15 protein-coding genes and 1 tRNA gene are annotated in these 14,622 nt (G+C 58.7%); 5 read left to right on the top strand and 11 right to left on the bottom strand.

Annotated features, from left to right (window positions below):
* Positions 1-161: 161 nt before the first annotated feature.
* Positions 162-1,358, bottom strand: coding sequence for an MFS transporter (locus AAFN47_RS17790; RefSeq protein WP_499810592.1), 1,197 nt, complete (start codon positions 1,356-1,358; stop codon positions 162-164).
* A 109-nt stretch (positions 1,359-1,467) separates the two neighbouring features.
* Here AAFN47_RS17790 and AAFN47_RS17785 point away from each other — a divergent pair, with 109 nt between their 5' ends.
* A complete protein-coding gene (locus tag AAFN47_RS17785) occupies positions 1,468-2,307 on the top strand; it encodes an AraC family transcriptional regulator (protein ID WP_499810591.1) in 840 nt (279 codons plus the stop codon).
* Between the two features lie 53 nt (positions 2,308-2,360).
* Entirely contained in the window at positions 2,361-2,726 is a 366-nt protein-coding gene (locus AAFN47_RS17780; protein WP_499810590.1) for a hypothetical protein, read from the top strand.
* Between the two features lies 1 nt (position 2,727).
* Here the strand turns inward: AAFN47_RS17780 and AAFN47_RS17775 are convergent, their stop codons facing one another.
* The 8 genes from AAFN47_RS17775 to AAFN47_RS17740 all read right to left on the bottom strand — a co-directional run bounded on the left by AAFN47_RS17775 (position 2,728) and on the right by AAFN47_RS17740 (position 10,040).
* Positions 2,728-3,369, bottom strand: coding sequence for a 5'-methylthioadenosine/S-adenosylhomocysteine nucleosidase (locus tag AAFN47_RS17775; protein ID WP_499810589.1), 642 nt, complete (start codon positions 3,367-3,369; stop codon positions 2,728-2,730).
* Positions 3,366-3,824 (bottom strand): PaaI family thioesterase, encoded by a 459-nt coding sequence (locus AAFN47_RS17770; RefSeq protein WP_499810588.1) that lies wholly within the window; start codon positions 3,822-3,824, stop codon positions 3,366-3,368. The genes AAFN47_RS17775 and AAFN47_RS17770 overlap by 4 nt, the downstream gene beginning before the upstream one ends.
* Before the next feature lie 11 nt (positions 3,825-3,835).
* A complete protein-coding gene (locus tag AAFN47_RS17765) occupies positions 3,836-5,125 on the bottom strand; it encodes an RsmB/NOP family class I SAM-dependent RNA methyltransferase (protein WP_499810587.1) in 1,290 nt (429 codons plus the stop codon).
* An 11-nt stretch (positions 5,126-5,136) separates the two neighbouring features.
* The gene (locus AAFN47_RS17760) at positions 5,137-5,553 is read right to left on the bottom strand and encodes an MAPEG family protein (protein ID WP_499810586.1); all 417 of its coding nucleotides are present in this window, start codon (positions 5,551-5,553) and stop codon (positions 5,137-5,139) included.
* A gap of 25 nt (positions 5,554-5,578) precedes the next feature.
* The gene (gene guaB / locus AAFN47_RS17755) at positions 5,579-7,081 is read right to left on the bottom strand and encodes an IMP dehydrogenase (RefSeq protein WP_499810585.1); all 1,503 of its coding nucleotides are present in this window, start codon (positions 7,079-7,081) and stop codon (positions 5,579-5,581) included.
* Positions 7,082-7,235: 154 nt separating this feature from the next.
* Positions 7,236-7,940, bottom strand: coding sequence for an RlmE family RNA methyltransferase (locus tag AAFN47_RS17750; RefSeq protein ID WP_499810584.1), 705 nt, complete (start codon positions 7,938-7,940; stop codon positions 7,236-7,238).
* On the bottom strand, positions 7,940-9,478 hold the full coding sequence (locus AAFN47_RS17745) for a Ppx/GppA phosphatase family protein (protein WP_499810583.1): 1,539 nt from the start codon (positions 9,476-9,478) through the stop codon (positions 7,940-7,942). The genes AAFN47_RS17750 and AAFN47_RS17745 overlap by 1 nt, the downstream gene beginning before the upstream one ends.
* 130 nt (positions 9,479-9,608) lie before the next feature.
* A complete protein-coding gene (locus AAFN47_RS17740; RefSeq protein WP_499810582.1) occupies positions 9,609-10,040 on the bottom strand; it encodes a hypothetical protein in 432 nt (143 codons plus the stop codon).
* Positions 10,041-10,472: 432 nt separating this feature from the next.
* Here AAFN47_RS17740 and AAFN47_RS17735 point away from each other — a divergent pair.
* Positions 10,473-10,546, top strand: a tRNA-Gln gene (locus tag AAFN47_RS17735).
* Between the two features lie 646 nt (positions 10,547-11,192).
* Here AAFN47_RS17735 and AAFN47_RS17730 read toward each other — a convergent pair.
* Positions 11,193-11,639, bottom strand: coding sequence for a HEPN domain-containing protein (locus AAFN47_RS17730; protein ID WP_499810581.1), 447 nt, complete (start codon positions 11,637-11,639; stop codon positions 11,193-11,195).
* A gap of 2 nt (positions 11,640-11,641) precedes the next feature.
* Positions 11,642-12,112 carry a hypothetical protein gene (locus tag AAFN47_RS17725; RefSeq protein ID WP_499810580.1) on the bottom strand — a complete coding sequence of 157 codons (471 nt, stop codon included), beginning with the start codon at positions 12,110-12,112 and terminating at the stop codon, positions 11,642-11,644.
* 185 nt (positions 12,113-12,297) lie between these two features.
* On the opposite strand from AAFN47_RS17725, the gene AAFN47_RS17720 reads away from it, so the two are divergent.
* Together AAFN47_RS17720 and AAFN47_RS17715 are read left to right on the top strand one after the other, a co-directional pair.
* Positions 12,298-13,451, top strand: a protein-coding gene (locus tag AAFN47_RS17720; protein ID WP_499810579.1) for an IS3 family transposase whose coding sequence is annotated in 2 segments (ribosomal slippage) — positions 12,298-12,559 and positions 12,559-13,451 — 1,155 coding nt in all. Because the reading frame shifts where the segments join, the coding sequence is not laid out codon by codon here.
* A complete protein-coding gene (locus AAFN47_RS17715; protein WP_499810578.1) occupies positions 13,448-14,608 on the top strand; it encodes an ABC transporter substrate-binding protein in 1,161 nt (386 codons plus the stop codon). Before AAFN47_RS17720 ends, AAFN47_RS17715 begins: the two co-directional genes overlap by 4 nt.
* The last annotated feature ends 14 nt before the right edge of the window (positions 14,609-14,622 follow it).

Below are 14,622 nucleotides of genomic sequence, written 5' to 3'. Positions count from 1 at the left end.
TAGTGATTCGTTGCGCCGCACGCAAGCGCACAGAGCCCTTTGTACTCCCTGTGTTCACGATCGCGGTGGTCTCTGGCCGCAGGCGAATGACCTTCATCCTCAAAACGCCGGCGAGGCAGGCGGATCGGATTTCCGTGGACTGTTCTGTCCGTTGCGCTCAGTCAGTGCCGCAAGTCGGGAAGGAGCACGGTCAATAGGCCAAGCGCGGGAAGAAAGGAGCAAACGACAAATACGAACTCAATACCCTTCGCATCCGCGACAACTCCCAGCACCGCCGCAGAGATACCTGCCATGCCGAAGGCCAGCCCGAAAAAAACGCCCGCAATCATGCCGATCCGACCCGGCACAAGTTCCTGTGCAAAGACGACGATCGCGGGAAATGCGGAAGCCAGGACCAGTCCGATCACGCCCGAAAGAACAACCGTCCAGAAGAGATTTGCAAAGGGAAGCGCCAGCGTGAACGGCAACACGCCAAGGATGGAGAACCAGATCACGGCGCGAGCGCCGATCCTGTCGCCGATCGGCCCGCCGAGTATGGTTCCGATGGCCGCTCCACCGAGGAAAACGAAAAGCAGAATCTGCGATACCTGCACCGGAACATTGAACTTTTCGATCACAAAGAACGTGTAATAGCTTGAAATGCTGGCCATGTAGACATTCTTGGAGAACATCAGTGCGACAAGCACCAGCAGCGCCGCCACCACGGATCGTTTCGGCAAGGCGGAAAACGCCGAGGTTGCAGACTTGTTTGCGCCAGCAGTGGAAACCCTGCTGTACCAGCCGCCGACCCGCGTCAGCACGATAATGCCAACAAGCGCAGCCACGGAAAACCAGGCGACGCTTCCCTGTCCACGCGGAACGACAATGAATGCGGCCAGCAAAGGCCCCAGCGCGGTGCCCAGATTTCCACCGACCTGAAACAGCGATTGCGCCGTGCCGTAGCGTCCGCCCGAAGCGAGTCGCGCGACCCGGGATGCTTCCGGGTGGAACACGGATGAGCCAAATCCGATAAGCACGGCGCCCATGACGAGCAGCGAATATTGTCCCGCAAAGGCAAGAAACAACAGGCCGACGAAGGTGGAGCTCATTCCAACCGGCAGCGAATAAGGCAGCGGCCGCCTGTCGGTATACATGCCGATCATTGGCTGTAGCAGCGACGCAGTCACCTGGAAGGCAAGGGTCAGCAGACCGATCTGCCAAAATGCGAGCCCGTAATCGACCTTCAGCATCGGATACAGCGCCGATAACAGCGATTGCATGACGTCGTTGAGAAAATGACAGAAGCTTACCGCCAGAATAATCGCATAGACGGTCGGTTGTCGGGCGAAAGCTCTCTGAGTTGTTGAGGCGTGCGTCAAGATACCATTCGTTTCGTTCGGTTTGGCGCACTGTATACGCCAGTTGCAGATCAGATTCTTTCGTGGTTTTGTAGAAAACCTTCGCGAGTGGGCAATGGAGGAAGGCGAAATGAAATTGGGAGGTCCTGGTGACTTGTCGCCCGAAGGTGTCGCCAAGGTCGTCGACGTTCCCGATCCGAAACTGTTGCGCAGTATCGAAACGACCGACGATCCGGTTTTGGCGCATTCTGCTGATTATCCCGATGGTCACAGGGTGGCGCGTCACCAGCACAGTCGCTCTCAATTGCTCTATGCCTTCTCGGGAGTGGTTATGGTCGCTACGGCAAGCGGCCGCTGGATGGTGCCGCCCGAACACGCGATCTGGTTGCCCGCAGGCGTTGAACACAGTGTCGAGATGCTGGGCGATGTCGAGATGCGCTCGGTCTATGTCCGGCCGGATGAAAGGGAAGATTTGCCGAGGCAGCTTCGCGTGGTCGCAATCACCGATCTGGCCCGCAGCCTGATTGCAGCGGCTACCGGCTTGCCTGCTGCGCAACTGCATACGCAAAGGGCCTCTCTTGTGCATGGCCTGCTCCTGCACGAAATTCCGAACCTGCCGGAACGACCGCTGGCTCTGCCCTTCCCGCGGGATCCGAGACTGGCCGCATTGTGCAGGGAGTTCCTGAGGCAACCGCGTGCGCGGGCGACAATCGATCAGTGGGCGAATGTCGCCGGAATGAGCCGACGAAGCTTCACCCAGGCATTTCGGCGGGAAACTGGTCTTGGTCTTGCCACCTGGCGACAGCAGGCATGTCTGTTCGCCGCACTGCCCAGACTTGCCGAAGGAGAATCCGTGACCAGCGTGGCGTTGGATCTCGGCTATGACAGTGTTTCGGCATTCATCACCATGTTCAGACGGATGCTCGGAAAACCGCCCAGGGCCTGGCTTTCCATGGCAAGGCTTTCGTGAGTCGTTGCGACGGATGTAAACGCCCCGCCGCATTCCGCTCGCGCAACACTGGAATGCGCGAGAACATAACAGGAACTTTGTTGCTGCATTTTATGCGCTTCTGTGCTATCATAAACGCTTTCGAACAGCGAAAAGCCACACAGATATCCGGTCTTCCAAACGCAATTTTCCGGATTCCCGAAACAAAGCCAAAGCGCCGAAATCGCCATTTACCGAAACAAAGCCAGATTGCTGAAAAAGCAAAATCCCGAAACAAACCCGGTTCAAATATTCGGATTCCCGAAACGAAGCCAGGCGTGAAAACGCGGATTCCCGAAACAAAGCCAGTTTCCCCAAACGAAGCCAGAACGCAAAAGGACGATTTACCGAAACAAAGCCAGATTTATGCGATACACATACAACTTATTGATTTTATTTGATTTATACGTATTTCAACGTTCCGCCGCGCACTGCTTCTTCCAGTTGATCCACCGTCTCGGCAAGCTTCTCGTCCACCACGTGGAGATACTCGATCCAGTCATTGACGTGGGTCAGTTCGGCCGCGCCGTCCGAAATACCCCTCAGTCCAATGAGCGGCAGATTGAAGTGGTGGCAGGCGCGCAGGATAGCAAAGGTCTCCATATCGACCATGTCGGCGTTGATCATGTCGTAGGTCTTGCCGGAAACGATATTCGCGCCGGTCGAAAGGCTCGCCTCCGCGATTCCGGGGATGCGCAGCGGCATGTCGACGATCACCGGCAGTTCGAGAAACGGCGTCGCGCCGCGCTCGAAGCCGAGCGCCGAGGCGTCCATGTCGCGGTAGGAGACCGCCGTCGCCTGGTAGACTTCCGTCTGCTCAAGCCGCGCGGAGCCAGCCGAGCCGAGACTGACGACCATGTCGGGCGCGTTTCCGCCCTGGGCGAGTTCCTGCAGCGCCGCCGTCAGCTTGACGGCCGCTTCAACCGGTCCGACGCCCGTGAAAAGCGGGTTGAACCGTTTTTTCAGATGCGGGCCGTATTCCTGATCGGCCGCCATCACGTAGAGCAGCTTTTTTTCGGCGACACTTTTAAGAGTATCATTCATCCTTGAATCCCCTCTCGTCCGACGATGGCCATCAGGGTGGCGGTCATGGTTGCAATCAGCTTTTCCGCGCCGTCAGCGTTCACCGCATAGGCCTTGCCGTCGGCGACGCTGATCGTGCGGCCGGGTTTGGTCACCTCCGCCCGGAACAGGAAACGTTCGCCGCTGGCCGGCGCCATCAGGTTGACCTTGAACTCGATCGTCAGCACCGCGGCGTCGGCGCTCATCAGGGAAAACGCAGCATAGCCGCAGGCCGAATCAAGCGCGGTGGAAACAATGCCGGCGTGGAGAAACCCGTGCTGCTGGGTGAATTTTTCCGCATAGGGCATTTCCAGTTCGACAGAACCCGCATCGGCGCGCACGAAGCGGATACCGAGCGTCTTCATGACCTGCTGACGCTCGAAGCTCTCGGCGGTTCGGTTCAGGAAATCCGGATTGGCGGGTTTGAACTTGTCCATCAGGATGCCTGCTAATCCCGTCGTTGCATGACGGCCAGGAAGAAGCCGTCCGTGCCGGTGGCCGCCGGCGTTAGCGTGATGGTCTTCAGATCCGCCGACCAGGGTTTGAGGTCGCTCGAAGCAAACAGGTCTTCCCAGACCTCGCCCGCCGATATCACTTCGAACCTGCCGTCATTCTCGCAGAAATCGTACACCTGACCTTCGTTTTCCTGCGGTAGGACCGAACATGTCACATAGACCAGGAAGCCTCCGGGTCGCACGAATTCGGCCGCGGCGGAAAGCACCTCCTGCTGCTGCTCCACGCGGTCTTCGAGGGTCTTCGCCGTCAGTTTCCACTTGGTTTCGGGGTGGCGTCGCCAGGTTCCGGTTCCAGTGCAGGGCGCGTCCACCAGCACCCGGTCCATGCGCCCGGCAAGCGCCGAAAGATCCTCGTCCGCCTCGTGCACCTGGACATTGCGGGTGCCGGCCCGCTTCAGCCGCTCGATAATCGGAGCAAGCCGCGTCCGATCGGCGTCCCAGGCGTGGATCTGCCCCTTGTTGTTCATGGCCGCCGAAAGCGCCAGCGTCTTGCCGCCGCCGCCTGCGCAATAATCGAGGATCTGTTCGCCCGGTTGCGCGAACACCATGTCGGACACGATCTGACTGCCCTCGTCCTGCACCTCGAACCAGCCGCGCGCGAAGGCGACTTCCGCCGTCACGTTCGGCAGGCGCGCCGGCCCCGTTCCGGCGGCAATGCGCAGCCCGTGCCGGGCGATCCGCGTGCGCTCCGGCCGGGCGCGCGACAGCGCCTTGGCGACCTTGGCGACATCGGTCTTCAGCGTGTTGACCCTGAGATCAAGCGGTGGCCGCTCGGCAAGCGCCCGGCCTTCCTCGATCCATTCGTCGTCGAAGTTCTCCTCAAAGGCGAATTGCAGCCATTCGGGGATATCCGCCTTGATGTGTTTCGGCGCCTTGGACAGTTTGCGCTTGAAGAAGCCGTCCAGCTTCTCTTGCGAGGGAATTTCCGGGGCGAACTTGTCGTCGGCCAGTTGCTTGATCAGCACGTCGCGCTCGATCTTCCACTGACGCAACACCACGCCGAACGCCAGCGCCGACGCGCCGTCGTCCTCCATCAGCCAGCCAAGTGACTGCTTCTTGCGCAGGCCATCATAGACGATATTGCCGATCGCCGCGCGGTCTCCGGAGCCAGCGAAACGATGCGACAGGCCCCAGTCCTTCAGGGCGTCCGCAACCGGGCGTTTGCGGGCGCCGACGTCTTCCAGCACCTCGATCGCCGCCGCTATCCTGCCGCCAAGCCGCATCGTTCAGACCTTCAGCGAACCAGCAGCACCCAGGCGAAATACAGCCACAGGATCGCATTGAGAATGAAGCCGACCACAAATATCGGCCGGCGGATCCTGACATCGTTGCTGGTGGTGTGAACCACGGCGTGGATGACGCGGCTTGCCACGAACAGCCAGGCGACCAGCAGCGCCAGATAGGAGACCGCATTCACCAGATGCAGCAGAATGCAGACGATATAAAACAGGAAGGGCAGTTCGAACTGGTTGATGAGATTGCGCGCGGCCGTGGCGCTCGGCTCCGGCTCGACCGTCGGGATCGTGTAGTCGGAAACCTTCGCCTTGCCGGCCTTCACCGCGCCCACGCGCCGCTTCGAGACCAGGAAGTACACGCAATAGATCAGAAGCGTCTGGGCAATCATCGGCCAGAAGATGGCTGTGCTCGACATCAGGTTTTCCCTTGCTGGTTAAGTGCTAGTTTCCGCCGTGGTAATTCGGACTTTCGCGGGTGATCGCAACATTGTGGGTGTGGCTTTCGCTCAGGCCAGCGTTTGAAATCCGCACGAAGGTGGCGCGCTCGTGAAACTCGTCGAGATTGGCCGCGCCGACGTACCCCATCGCCGCCTTCAGCCCCCCGCCAAGCTGGTGGAGCACTGCCGACACGGCGCCCTTGTACGGCACCTGCCCCTCGATGCCTTCCGGCACCAGTTTCAGCGTGTCACGGACTTCCGCCTGGAAATAGCGGTCGGCGGAACCGCGCGCCATCGCGCCCACCGATCCCATGCCGCGATAGGCTTTGAACGACCGCCCTTGGTGGAGATAGACCTCGCCCGGGCTTTCGTCGGTGCCGGCGAGCAGCGAGCCGACCATGACGGCCGAAGCGCCGGCGGCGATCGCCTTGGCGAGATCGCCGGAATATTTGATGCCGCCGTCGGCGATCACCGGAATGCCGTTGGCGCTTGCCGCTTCCGCCGCGCCCATGATGGCCGACAGCTGCGGCACGCCCACGCCGGCGACGATCCGAGTCGTGCAGATCGAGCCCGGCCCGATGCCGATCTTGATCGAATCGGCGCCCGCGTCGATCAGCGCCCTGGCGCCGTCTGCAGTCGCCACGTTGCCAGCCATGATGCGCACCGAGTTTGACAGTTTCTTGACCCGCCCCACGGCATCGAGCACGCGCTGTGAATGGCCGTGCGCCGTATCGATCACAAGCAGGTCGATGCCGGCGTCGATCAGCCGCTCGGCGCGCTCGAAACCGTCGTCTCCAACGCTGGTCGCCGCGCCGACCCGCAAGCGGCCCTGCGCGTCCTTGGAGGCGTTCGGGTTGAGCTGCGATTTCTCGATGTCCTTGACTGTGATCAGCCCGACGCAATTGCCGTCATTGTCGACGACAAGCAGCTTTTCGATGCGATGCTGATGAAGCAGCTTCTTCGCCTCGCTCTGATCCACCGATTCCTTGACAGTCACCAGGTCTTTGGCGGTCATGAGTTCATGGATCCGCTGCTCGGGATCGGAGGCAAAGCGCACGTCGCGGTTGGTGAGGATGCCGACCAGCTTGCCGGTCGTGAAACCGCCGGCGCCGCCGTTCTGCACAACCGGGATGCCGGAAATGCCGTGCGCTTTCATCAGTGCGTAGGCGTCGGCGAGCTTTGCGTCTGGCCCGATCGTCACCGGATTGACCACCATGCCCGCTTCGAATTTCTTAACCTGGCGCACCTCTTCCGCCTGGATTTCCGGCGAAAGGTTGCGGTGGATGACGCCGATGCCGCCGGCCTGCGCCATGGCGATCGCCAGTCGCGATTCGGTCACCGTGTCCATGGCGGAAGACAGGATCGGCAGGTTGAGGTCGATGCCGTCGGCGATGCGCGTGCTTATGTCGGTTTCGCCCGGCATGACGGTCGAATGACCGGGCTGCAACAGCACATCGTCAAACGTCAGGGCTTCAAGTCCGGTAATCGTTTCGATGATGCGCGCCATGGCCAATCCTCTTCTGTAAAGGGATGCGGCGGACAGGCAGGAATCCGCGGCAAACGAGACTCAAATTCGAGAAGTTGGCGATGGCTGGTACCATGGAAAGGCGGCTTTTGAAACAGGAAATATGGCGAGCGCCGTCCGAAGGCCGAGACCGCCGTCAGCTGTCTGCGTCGTCGTCGCCCCTGAAGTCCTTCGCAAGAAGATACATCTCCACGGATTCGGAGCGCGATGACGGCGGCTTGATGTGGATGACCTGACGAAAATTCCGTTTGAGCATCGTCAGAAGGTCCGCCTCCGTGCCGCCCTGAAAGGTCTTGGCGAGAAAATGCCCTCCGGGATTGAGCACGTCGACGGCGAACCATGCGGCCACTTCGCACAGATGCATGGTGCGCAGATGGTCCGTCCGCTTGTGTCCGGTGGTCGGCGCCGCCATGTCGGAAACGACGAGATCGGGCGCGCCGCCGCAGGCCTCGATCAGCTTGCCAGGCGCCGAGTCTTCGAGAAAGTCCATCTGCAGGAAGCGCACGCCGGGCAGCGGATCCATCTCCAGGAAATCGATCGCGGCGACGCGTGGATCCTCGTCCGTCGATCCGGTCACCTTCGCCGCGATCTGCGACCAGCTTCCCGGCGCCGAACCAAGGTCGACGATGCGCTTCGCGCCCTTGAGTATGTTGTGCTTCTCGTCGATCTCCAGCAGCTTGAAGGCGGCGCGCGAACGCCAGCCTTCTATCTCGGCCCGCTGGACATAGGGATCGTTGATATGCCGCTCCAGCCAGCGTCGCGACGAGGCCTTGAGCTTGCCCCTTTTGCGAACTTTCTGTCCGAGCTTGCGTCCGGTCCGGTTTGAGGTCGTAGGCCGCATCAGTTGTCCGCTTTCGAGGCTTCGCGCCCGCCGTTTCTATGCTGCTTGCCGCGTCGATAGAACGAGCGCCGATTCTTGCCACGCCGCCAGATGCCGTCGGCGGCCATCATTTCCGTGAGCAAGCCCTCGCGCAGTCCCCGGTCGGCGACGCGCAGACGCTCCGACGGCCAGCGTCGCCGGATCGCCTCGAGAATCGCGCAACCGGCGAGCACGAGATCTGCCCGATCGGCCCCGATACAGGGATTGGAGGACCGCTGATCGAAATCCCACGACAACAGCTTCTGCATCATCAGGTCGACCTCGTTGTTCGACAGCCACAAGCCGTCGACGCGCCGGCGATCGTAGCGCGGAAGGTTCAGGTGCACGCCGGCAAGCGTTGTCACGGTTCCTGAGGTGCCCAGCAGGTGGAAAACGCCCCTGGCCTGGCCGTTGCACCCCGGTAGATCCGGGCACAGGAAAGCGTCGAGCATGCCGGACACCTCCTCCACCATGTCGGTAAAAATCGCCGGGGTCACCTCCCGCCCGCCATGGCGTTCCGACAGAGTTACGACGCCGACCGGCAGCGACGTCCACGCAGCGATATGGTTGGCCAGCCTGTTCGAGCGATTGCTGGAAAGATCGATCACGGCGATTTCCGACGATCCGCCGCCTATGTCGAACAGCACCACGCCTTCCGTCTCGCGCTCGACCAGGGACGCGCACCCTGACACCGCAAGCCGCGCTTCCGTTTCCCGGTCGACGATCTCCAGTTCGAGGCCGGTTTCGGAGCGGACGCGTTCGAGAAACTGCGTGCCGTTGGCGGCCGCGCGACAGGCTTCCGTGGCGATCAGGCGGCTGCGCCTGATCGGCCGGCTGTCCAGCTTGTGCGCGCAGACCTTCAGCGCGTCGATCGCGCGGTCCATCGCGTTGTCGGAGAGCTTGCCCTGCGATCCGAGGCCCTCGCCGAGCCGCACGATCCGCGAGAACGCGTCAACAACGCGAAACTGCCCCGGTTTCGTCGGCAACGCCACCAGCAGACGGCAATTGTTGGTGCCCAGATCCAGCGCGGCGTAATAGGGCGGCGCGCTGGAGCGATCGCCGCCGCCATCCGCCTTCGCGCGGTTGGGTCTGGGTCGCTCGGCGCCGTTTCCGCTCTCCATCCGCCGCTCGCCGGCGCCTTGGGCGCCGGTCCGCTGCGGCTTGCGCCTCGGACCGCGTTCACCCTGCAGCGGCTTGTCGCCAGCGTTCTGGCGCATGTCCTGCGCGCCGTTGCGACGACCGCCTTTGCGGCGGCGCCTCTTGCGCGATTTCTTGCTGGTGGAATTATTGCCGCCTACGCCGCCATTCGGTCCATCGGCCGATGGGGCTGCCTGATTATCGGAGCGCTGGACGGAATCCGCCTTTGTGGCGCCCCGTTCTGGCTGAGCTGTCGCACGGTTACTGTCCGGTCCGTGCGCGGATCTGGATTCGGGCTTTCGATTTTTCCCGAAATCGGCTCCAGAACCGGCTCCCTGCGCCCCGTTGCCTGGCACATGTGTACCGTCCACGGGGTCCGTCACGTCAAATCCTGTCGCGCTGCGCCCGGCGTTGTCACGCGGCGGCTAGCGCTTGTCCGTTTGCTGTTGGATAAAGTCTATCAGCCGGAAACCATTTGGCAAATGGTTTTTGGACAAGAGGTCGGACGCGGCGTCAGGCTGCGGATTGATGCACGCAATCTTCGGAAGCAATAAGAGCCGTCGCTTCTCCAAGAGCCGTCAGGCGAACGCAAATCTTGTCGCTGTTGCGCTTGTGGATCACCAAGCCCTGATCGGCGAAGTCATTGATCTGACGTCCATGAGTGGGACCATCGAGACAAATCAGCCGAAAGCCGGTTCTCCGCATTCTGTCGATCTGCAAGAGAAGCGCTTCCGCGTCGCCGTCAATATCCGCATGTGACAGCATCATCTGCGCCGTATCGAGCGTGGAGCGTCCGAGATAGTTGGCAATGCCGGCGAGATCGCGACCCATTTCCGAAAGCAAGAGGGCGACCTTGCGCCCAATAGCGCTGTCGCTTGAATCGAGCGACATTGAAACCAGGGTCGTCTGACCAAGGCGGATTGTAAATATCTGTTTGTCAACCATTCGATCTCTTCCGCAGCAAGCCATTCAACTTCACAGAAACGATCACGCGAGACATTCGTTCCAGATCCCGCTTATATAAGCGCGGGAAGTTCACATACCGTATATGTGTCACTTGAATTTTGATTATTCTAAGGCGGAGTAAACAAATTGCTGCAATCCGCGCATTATCGAGCCCACCGCCAGCGGCGCGCGCGCCGAGATCCGGCCTGAAACCCAACGTTCTGGAGAGGTTTGAATAGACTGCAGAGGAAACCCTCCAGTCATGTTCTGAATAACGGGCGGCGTTGCGAAAGGACGTCGACGAGGCCGATTTTGCCGCCAAGTTCGGGCTTGATCAATGCGGCGAATGTGATAAAGGTGGCGCCGAATTGAAGCCGACAGCGCGTCAGTGCGCCTCATCGCTTCACCAACGCCTTGTCGTTCAAGGCCCGTTGGGGAATAGGTTAACGGTAGACCCACGGACTCTGACTCCGTTAGTCCTGGTTCGAATCCAGGTTCCCCAGCCAATATTTTCATACACTTAGTAGATACGGTAGGTAGCTGGGTCACGTATAGGTCACAGTGATACACAACTATACCGACCTGCAAACTTGTCACTGCTCTCCGGAATGCTTATTTTGAGCGGTGAGAGCAGCGGTGGTCGGCTTCCCATATGCTCTTGAACATACAAACAGCCGACGACTGGCCTAATGGACGGTGGCTGCTACTATAAGGGTCCCCCGTTCACGAGAGGAAGGGGGTTCGTATGTTGCGAGCAACTTTTACACTCGAAGCCAGCAGGTCTGATGGTTCGGTTTACCGAATGAAGATTGCCTTAAGCACTATCGCTTTCGGCTGGCTTCTGGGTTATTTCGGACTGTAAGGTCTGTTAGGGGTCGTCCTCCGGGGCGGCCCTTAGTTTTAGGCCATCTGACAACCGGATAGGTGTCATGACAGAAGTTACTAAAGATCAATTTGAATGGGATGGCGACGAACTCATCCATACGCCGACTGGTGCGCGATTTCACAAAAAATCTCAGATAGCCAATCTAGGAACAGCCGGAAATACGCTCGACAACGGCGAGTGCTACGAACGAGAAGATGTAATAGCCGTCGCACACGAATTAGTGGTCGAGGCAAAAAAATATAGACTCTGCTCATTTCAAATCGGCATCAGATCCAATGCACAGAGTACCCCTTTTTCTTTAGAGCGGTACCAATGAGCTGGCGGATGCTTTGACACGTTCGGTCGAGCGCTTCGTGCGTAGGTCTGTTGAAATACCCTGTTCGCAGGTAGCGAGAGTCTATCACTGCATCGGTATCAGTCATATATGAAAACACCTCCATGTCTTCTTCATCAAATTGAATGCCATACCTCTGCGCTTCGACAGCAAGCTTAAGGGCGCTATGACCAAAATTTTTGCGCAATTCAGGTATCGAGATACCATTTCCGTGCAAGCAGGCTTTAAGATACAGCTCTACAGCATGATAATATAGAAATAAAACCGGTGAGGCCGCATGAGTCGCCTGTACCCGTGCCTTCTGGAGTGCTACTGCCGATTGCCAATAGGACTCTGCATAGTTGAATAATCCGAGGGGAGTGGTTTGCTGATCGGCCATGACTAATACATCAGATCCCCGATCAAGCCCATCAGCGGTATGAATTTAATTTCTGCTGTGACCCAACGAGATTCATCGAGTGAGTGGCAAATAACACCAGGGTTGTCTCGATCAGACCAGTCCCACTCAAACCCCTTGGCGTGCAATATCTTGTTCGTCATATCCCTATAATGCAGGTCGGTTTTTGTACCATCTGTTTGTTCCACTGTCCCAAGCGGCTCAGCTCCATATCGCCGGAATATATCTCCGATATTTTCCTTGTCGTCCAAAATACGCATCTGCGCCGCCATCTCTAGCAACGCTCGGTCAGCTCTAACTTCTGCAACCTCATAGAGCGTACTCCTCAGATATTTCCATTCACCTTCAAATGTTGCGTCTAGAAGGTCACGTATTTTTGGTTGCGCGAATGCGTGTTCCACCACCACAAGCATGTTCTCATGAATCAAGCGTGTCACTTCTACACCTGTATGCATCGACAACCCCTAAAGTCACCAGTGAGAGCTGGGATATATTCTTCGCCAGATAGTTGCAAATACATAAATTGCCTCCTAATCTTCCGGTGCAAAGAGGGGCTCCAATGAAAGCGTACGCACAAGTGGACTTGCCCGGGAAAAGTGGAGGGACTTTCTGATAGCGTTCAGCGCGACAGGAGGACCCGATGGGCAAACGAGAACGACGGATTTTCACGGAAGAGTTCAAGAAGGAAGCGGTTCGGCTGACGGAAACGAGTGACCGCACAATAATGCAGGTGGCGGATGATCTGGGGATCGGATTGTCCAGCCTGACGCGGTGGAAGCGGCAATATCGGGAAGCGGATCTACTGGCCGGTCCACATGAGGATACGGCCAAGGAACTGGCACGGTTGCGCAAGGAGAACGAACTTCTTCGTCAGGAGCGCGAGATCTTGAAGCGGGCCGCAACTTTTTTCGCCAAGGAGGGAAGTCGATGAGATTCGAGTTCATCGATGAGGCGAAGAAGGAATTCCCCGTGTATCGCCTATGCACCGTTCTTGGCGTTAGCGAGAGCGGATATTTTGCCTGGAAGGGCCGCCCCGCCAGTCGCCGGCAGAATGAGGACCTGGTCTTGCTGGCGCATATCCGTTCGCAATTCGCCACGTCCAATGAGACTTATGGTGCGCCCCGCATGCATGTCGAGCTCAAGGAAGACGGTCTTGATGTCGGGCGGCATCGCGTTGCCCGGCTGATGCGCGACAATGGCTTAAAGGCTCTGCAGAAACGTCGCTACAAGAAGACGACGGACAGCAGGCATGGCGGTCCAGTCGCCGCCAATCTCCTTGACCAGGACTTCAGTTGCGACGGCCCCGATCAGAAGTGGGGCGCCGACATCAGTTACGTCTGGACGGCCGAGGGCTGGCTCTATTTGGCCATCGTGCTCGACCTTTATTCCCGCCGCATTGTCGGCTGGGCAACGAGTGACCGGTTGAAGAAGGATCTGGCCCTCAACGCGCTACGACGCGCCGTCACCCTGCGTAGCCCGCCGCCAGGGCTCATCCAACATACGGATCGCGGCAGCCAATATTGCTCGCATGACTATCAGCGGCTTTTGAAGGCGAACAGCATCACCCCGTCAATGAGCGGCAAGGGCAATTGCTTCGATAATGCCATGGTCGAAACCGTCTTCAAGACGATCAAGAACGAGTTGGTCTGGAGAACGATCTTCCAGACCCGCGCCGACGCAGAATTGGCTCTTGGCCGATACATCGACGGCTTCTACAATCCACGTCGGCGACATTCCGCTCTGGGATACAAATCGCCGGTATCATTCGAGGCCGAAATGGCCATCACAGAGTGAAGGTCTCTCTACTAAATCCGGGCAAGTCCATTATCAAGATCGGGATAATGAATGACCAGTCAGGCCCATACGCAGACAATTGCGGCCCGGGAGCCGTCGTTGCAGCAAAACTGGCGGTTGAAGACGCCGGTGGCGAGATCAATGGCAAGAAGATTGAAATCGTCGTGGCCGATGATCAGAACAAACCGGATGTCGGCGCCGCGGTTGCGCTGAAATGGCTGGATGAAGAAGGCGTTGACGCAATCGTCAGCTGCTCGGCGTCTTCCATTGCTAGCGCCGTTCACGACATGATGGCGGAGCGCAAGAAGCCGCTGATGCTTTCGGGCACGGCTTCGTCCTTTTTCACCAATGACCGTTGTTCGCCGATGACGACACAGTGGGTCGTCGACACATACGCACTGCCGCGAGCGACGGTCAACGCACTGCTGGGTGAAGGCATCGACAGCTACTACTTCATTACCGTCGACTATGCCTTCGGCAAGGCGTGGGAAGCCGATGCGACAACCTTCATCAAGGATGGCGGCGGCGAGGTCGTGGGTTCTGTCCTGCATCCGCTGGGCTCCAATGACTTTTCGTCATACCTGTTAAGGGCGCAATCCAGCGGCGCGAAGGCTATCGCCTTGGCGAACGCCGGCGGTGATTTCGCAAACACCATGAAGCAAGCTTCGGAATTCGGCGTCGGCACTGACGGCCAGCTGCTGGTTCCACTTGGCATGTTCATCAACAATGCCCACGGCATCGGATTGCCGGTTCTGCAGAACGTTCGTCTGACAACGGCCTTCTATTGGGACATGAATGATGAAACTCGTGCGTTCACGAAGCGATATCAGGACGGTTTCAACGGGCGTTTTCCAAATGCACCGCAAGCAGGCACCTACAGCGCCGTCGCCCACTACTTGAAAGCCGCTGAAGCTGCAGGTAGCGACGACGGCGAGGCAATCATGGCGAAGATGAAGGAAATGCCGATCAACGATTTCTCGATGAAAGACGTCTCCATTCGCGATGACGGGCAGGTCATGCGCCCGCTTTACGCTGCGCGCATCAAGCAACCGGACGAATCCAAGGGTGAATATGACTATTATGATATCATCAGCGAAATCGCTCCAGAGGATGCATGGCGACCTGCTGCTGACAGTCAGTGTGCTTTACTGAAGTAAGATAGATCCAAAAC

Source organism: Hoeflea sp. CAU 1731, from assembly GCF_039888615.1.
Taxonomy (GTDB): Bacteria; Pseudomonadota; Alphaproteobacteria; order Rhizobiales; family Rhizobiaceae; genus Flavimaribacter.
The sequence above is the reverse complement of the archived record's forward strand: the minus strand, read 5'-3'. Positions and strand labels throughout refer to the sequence as shown.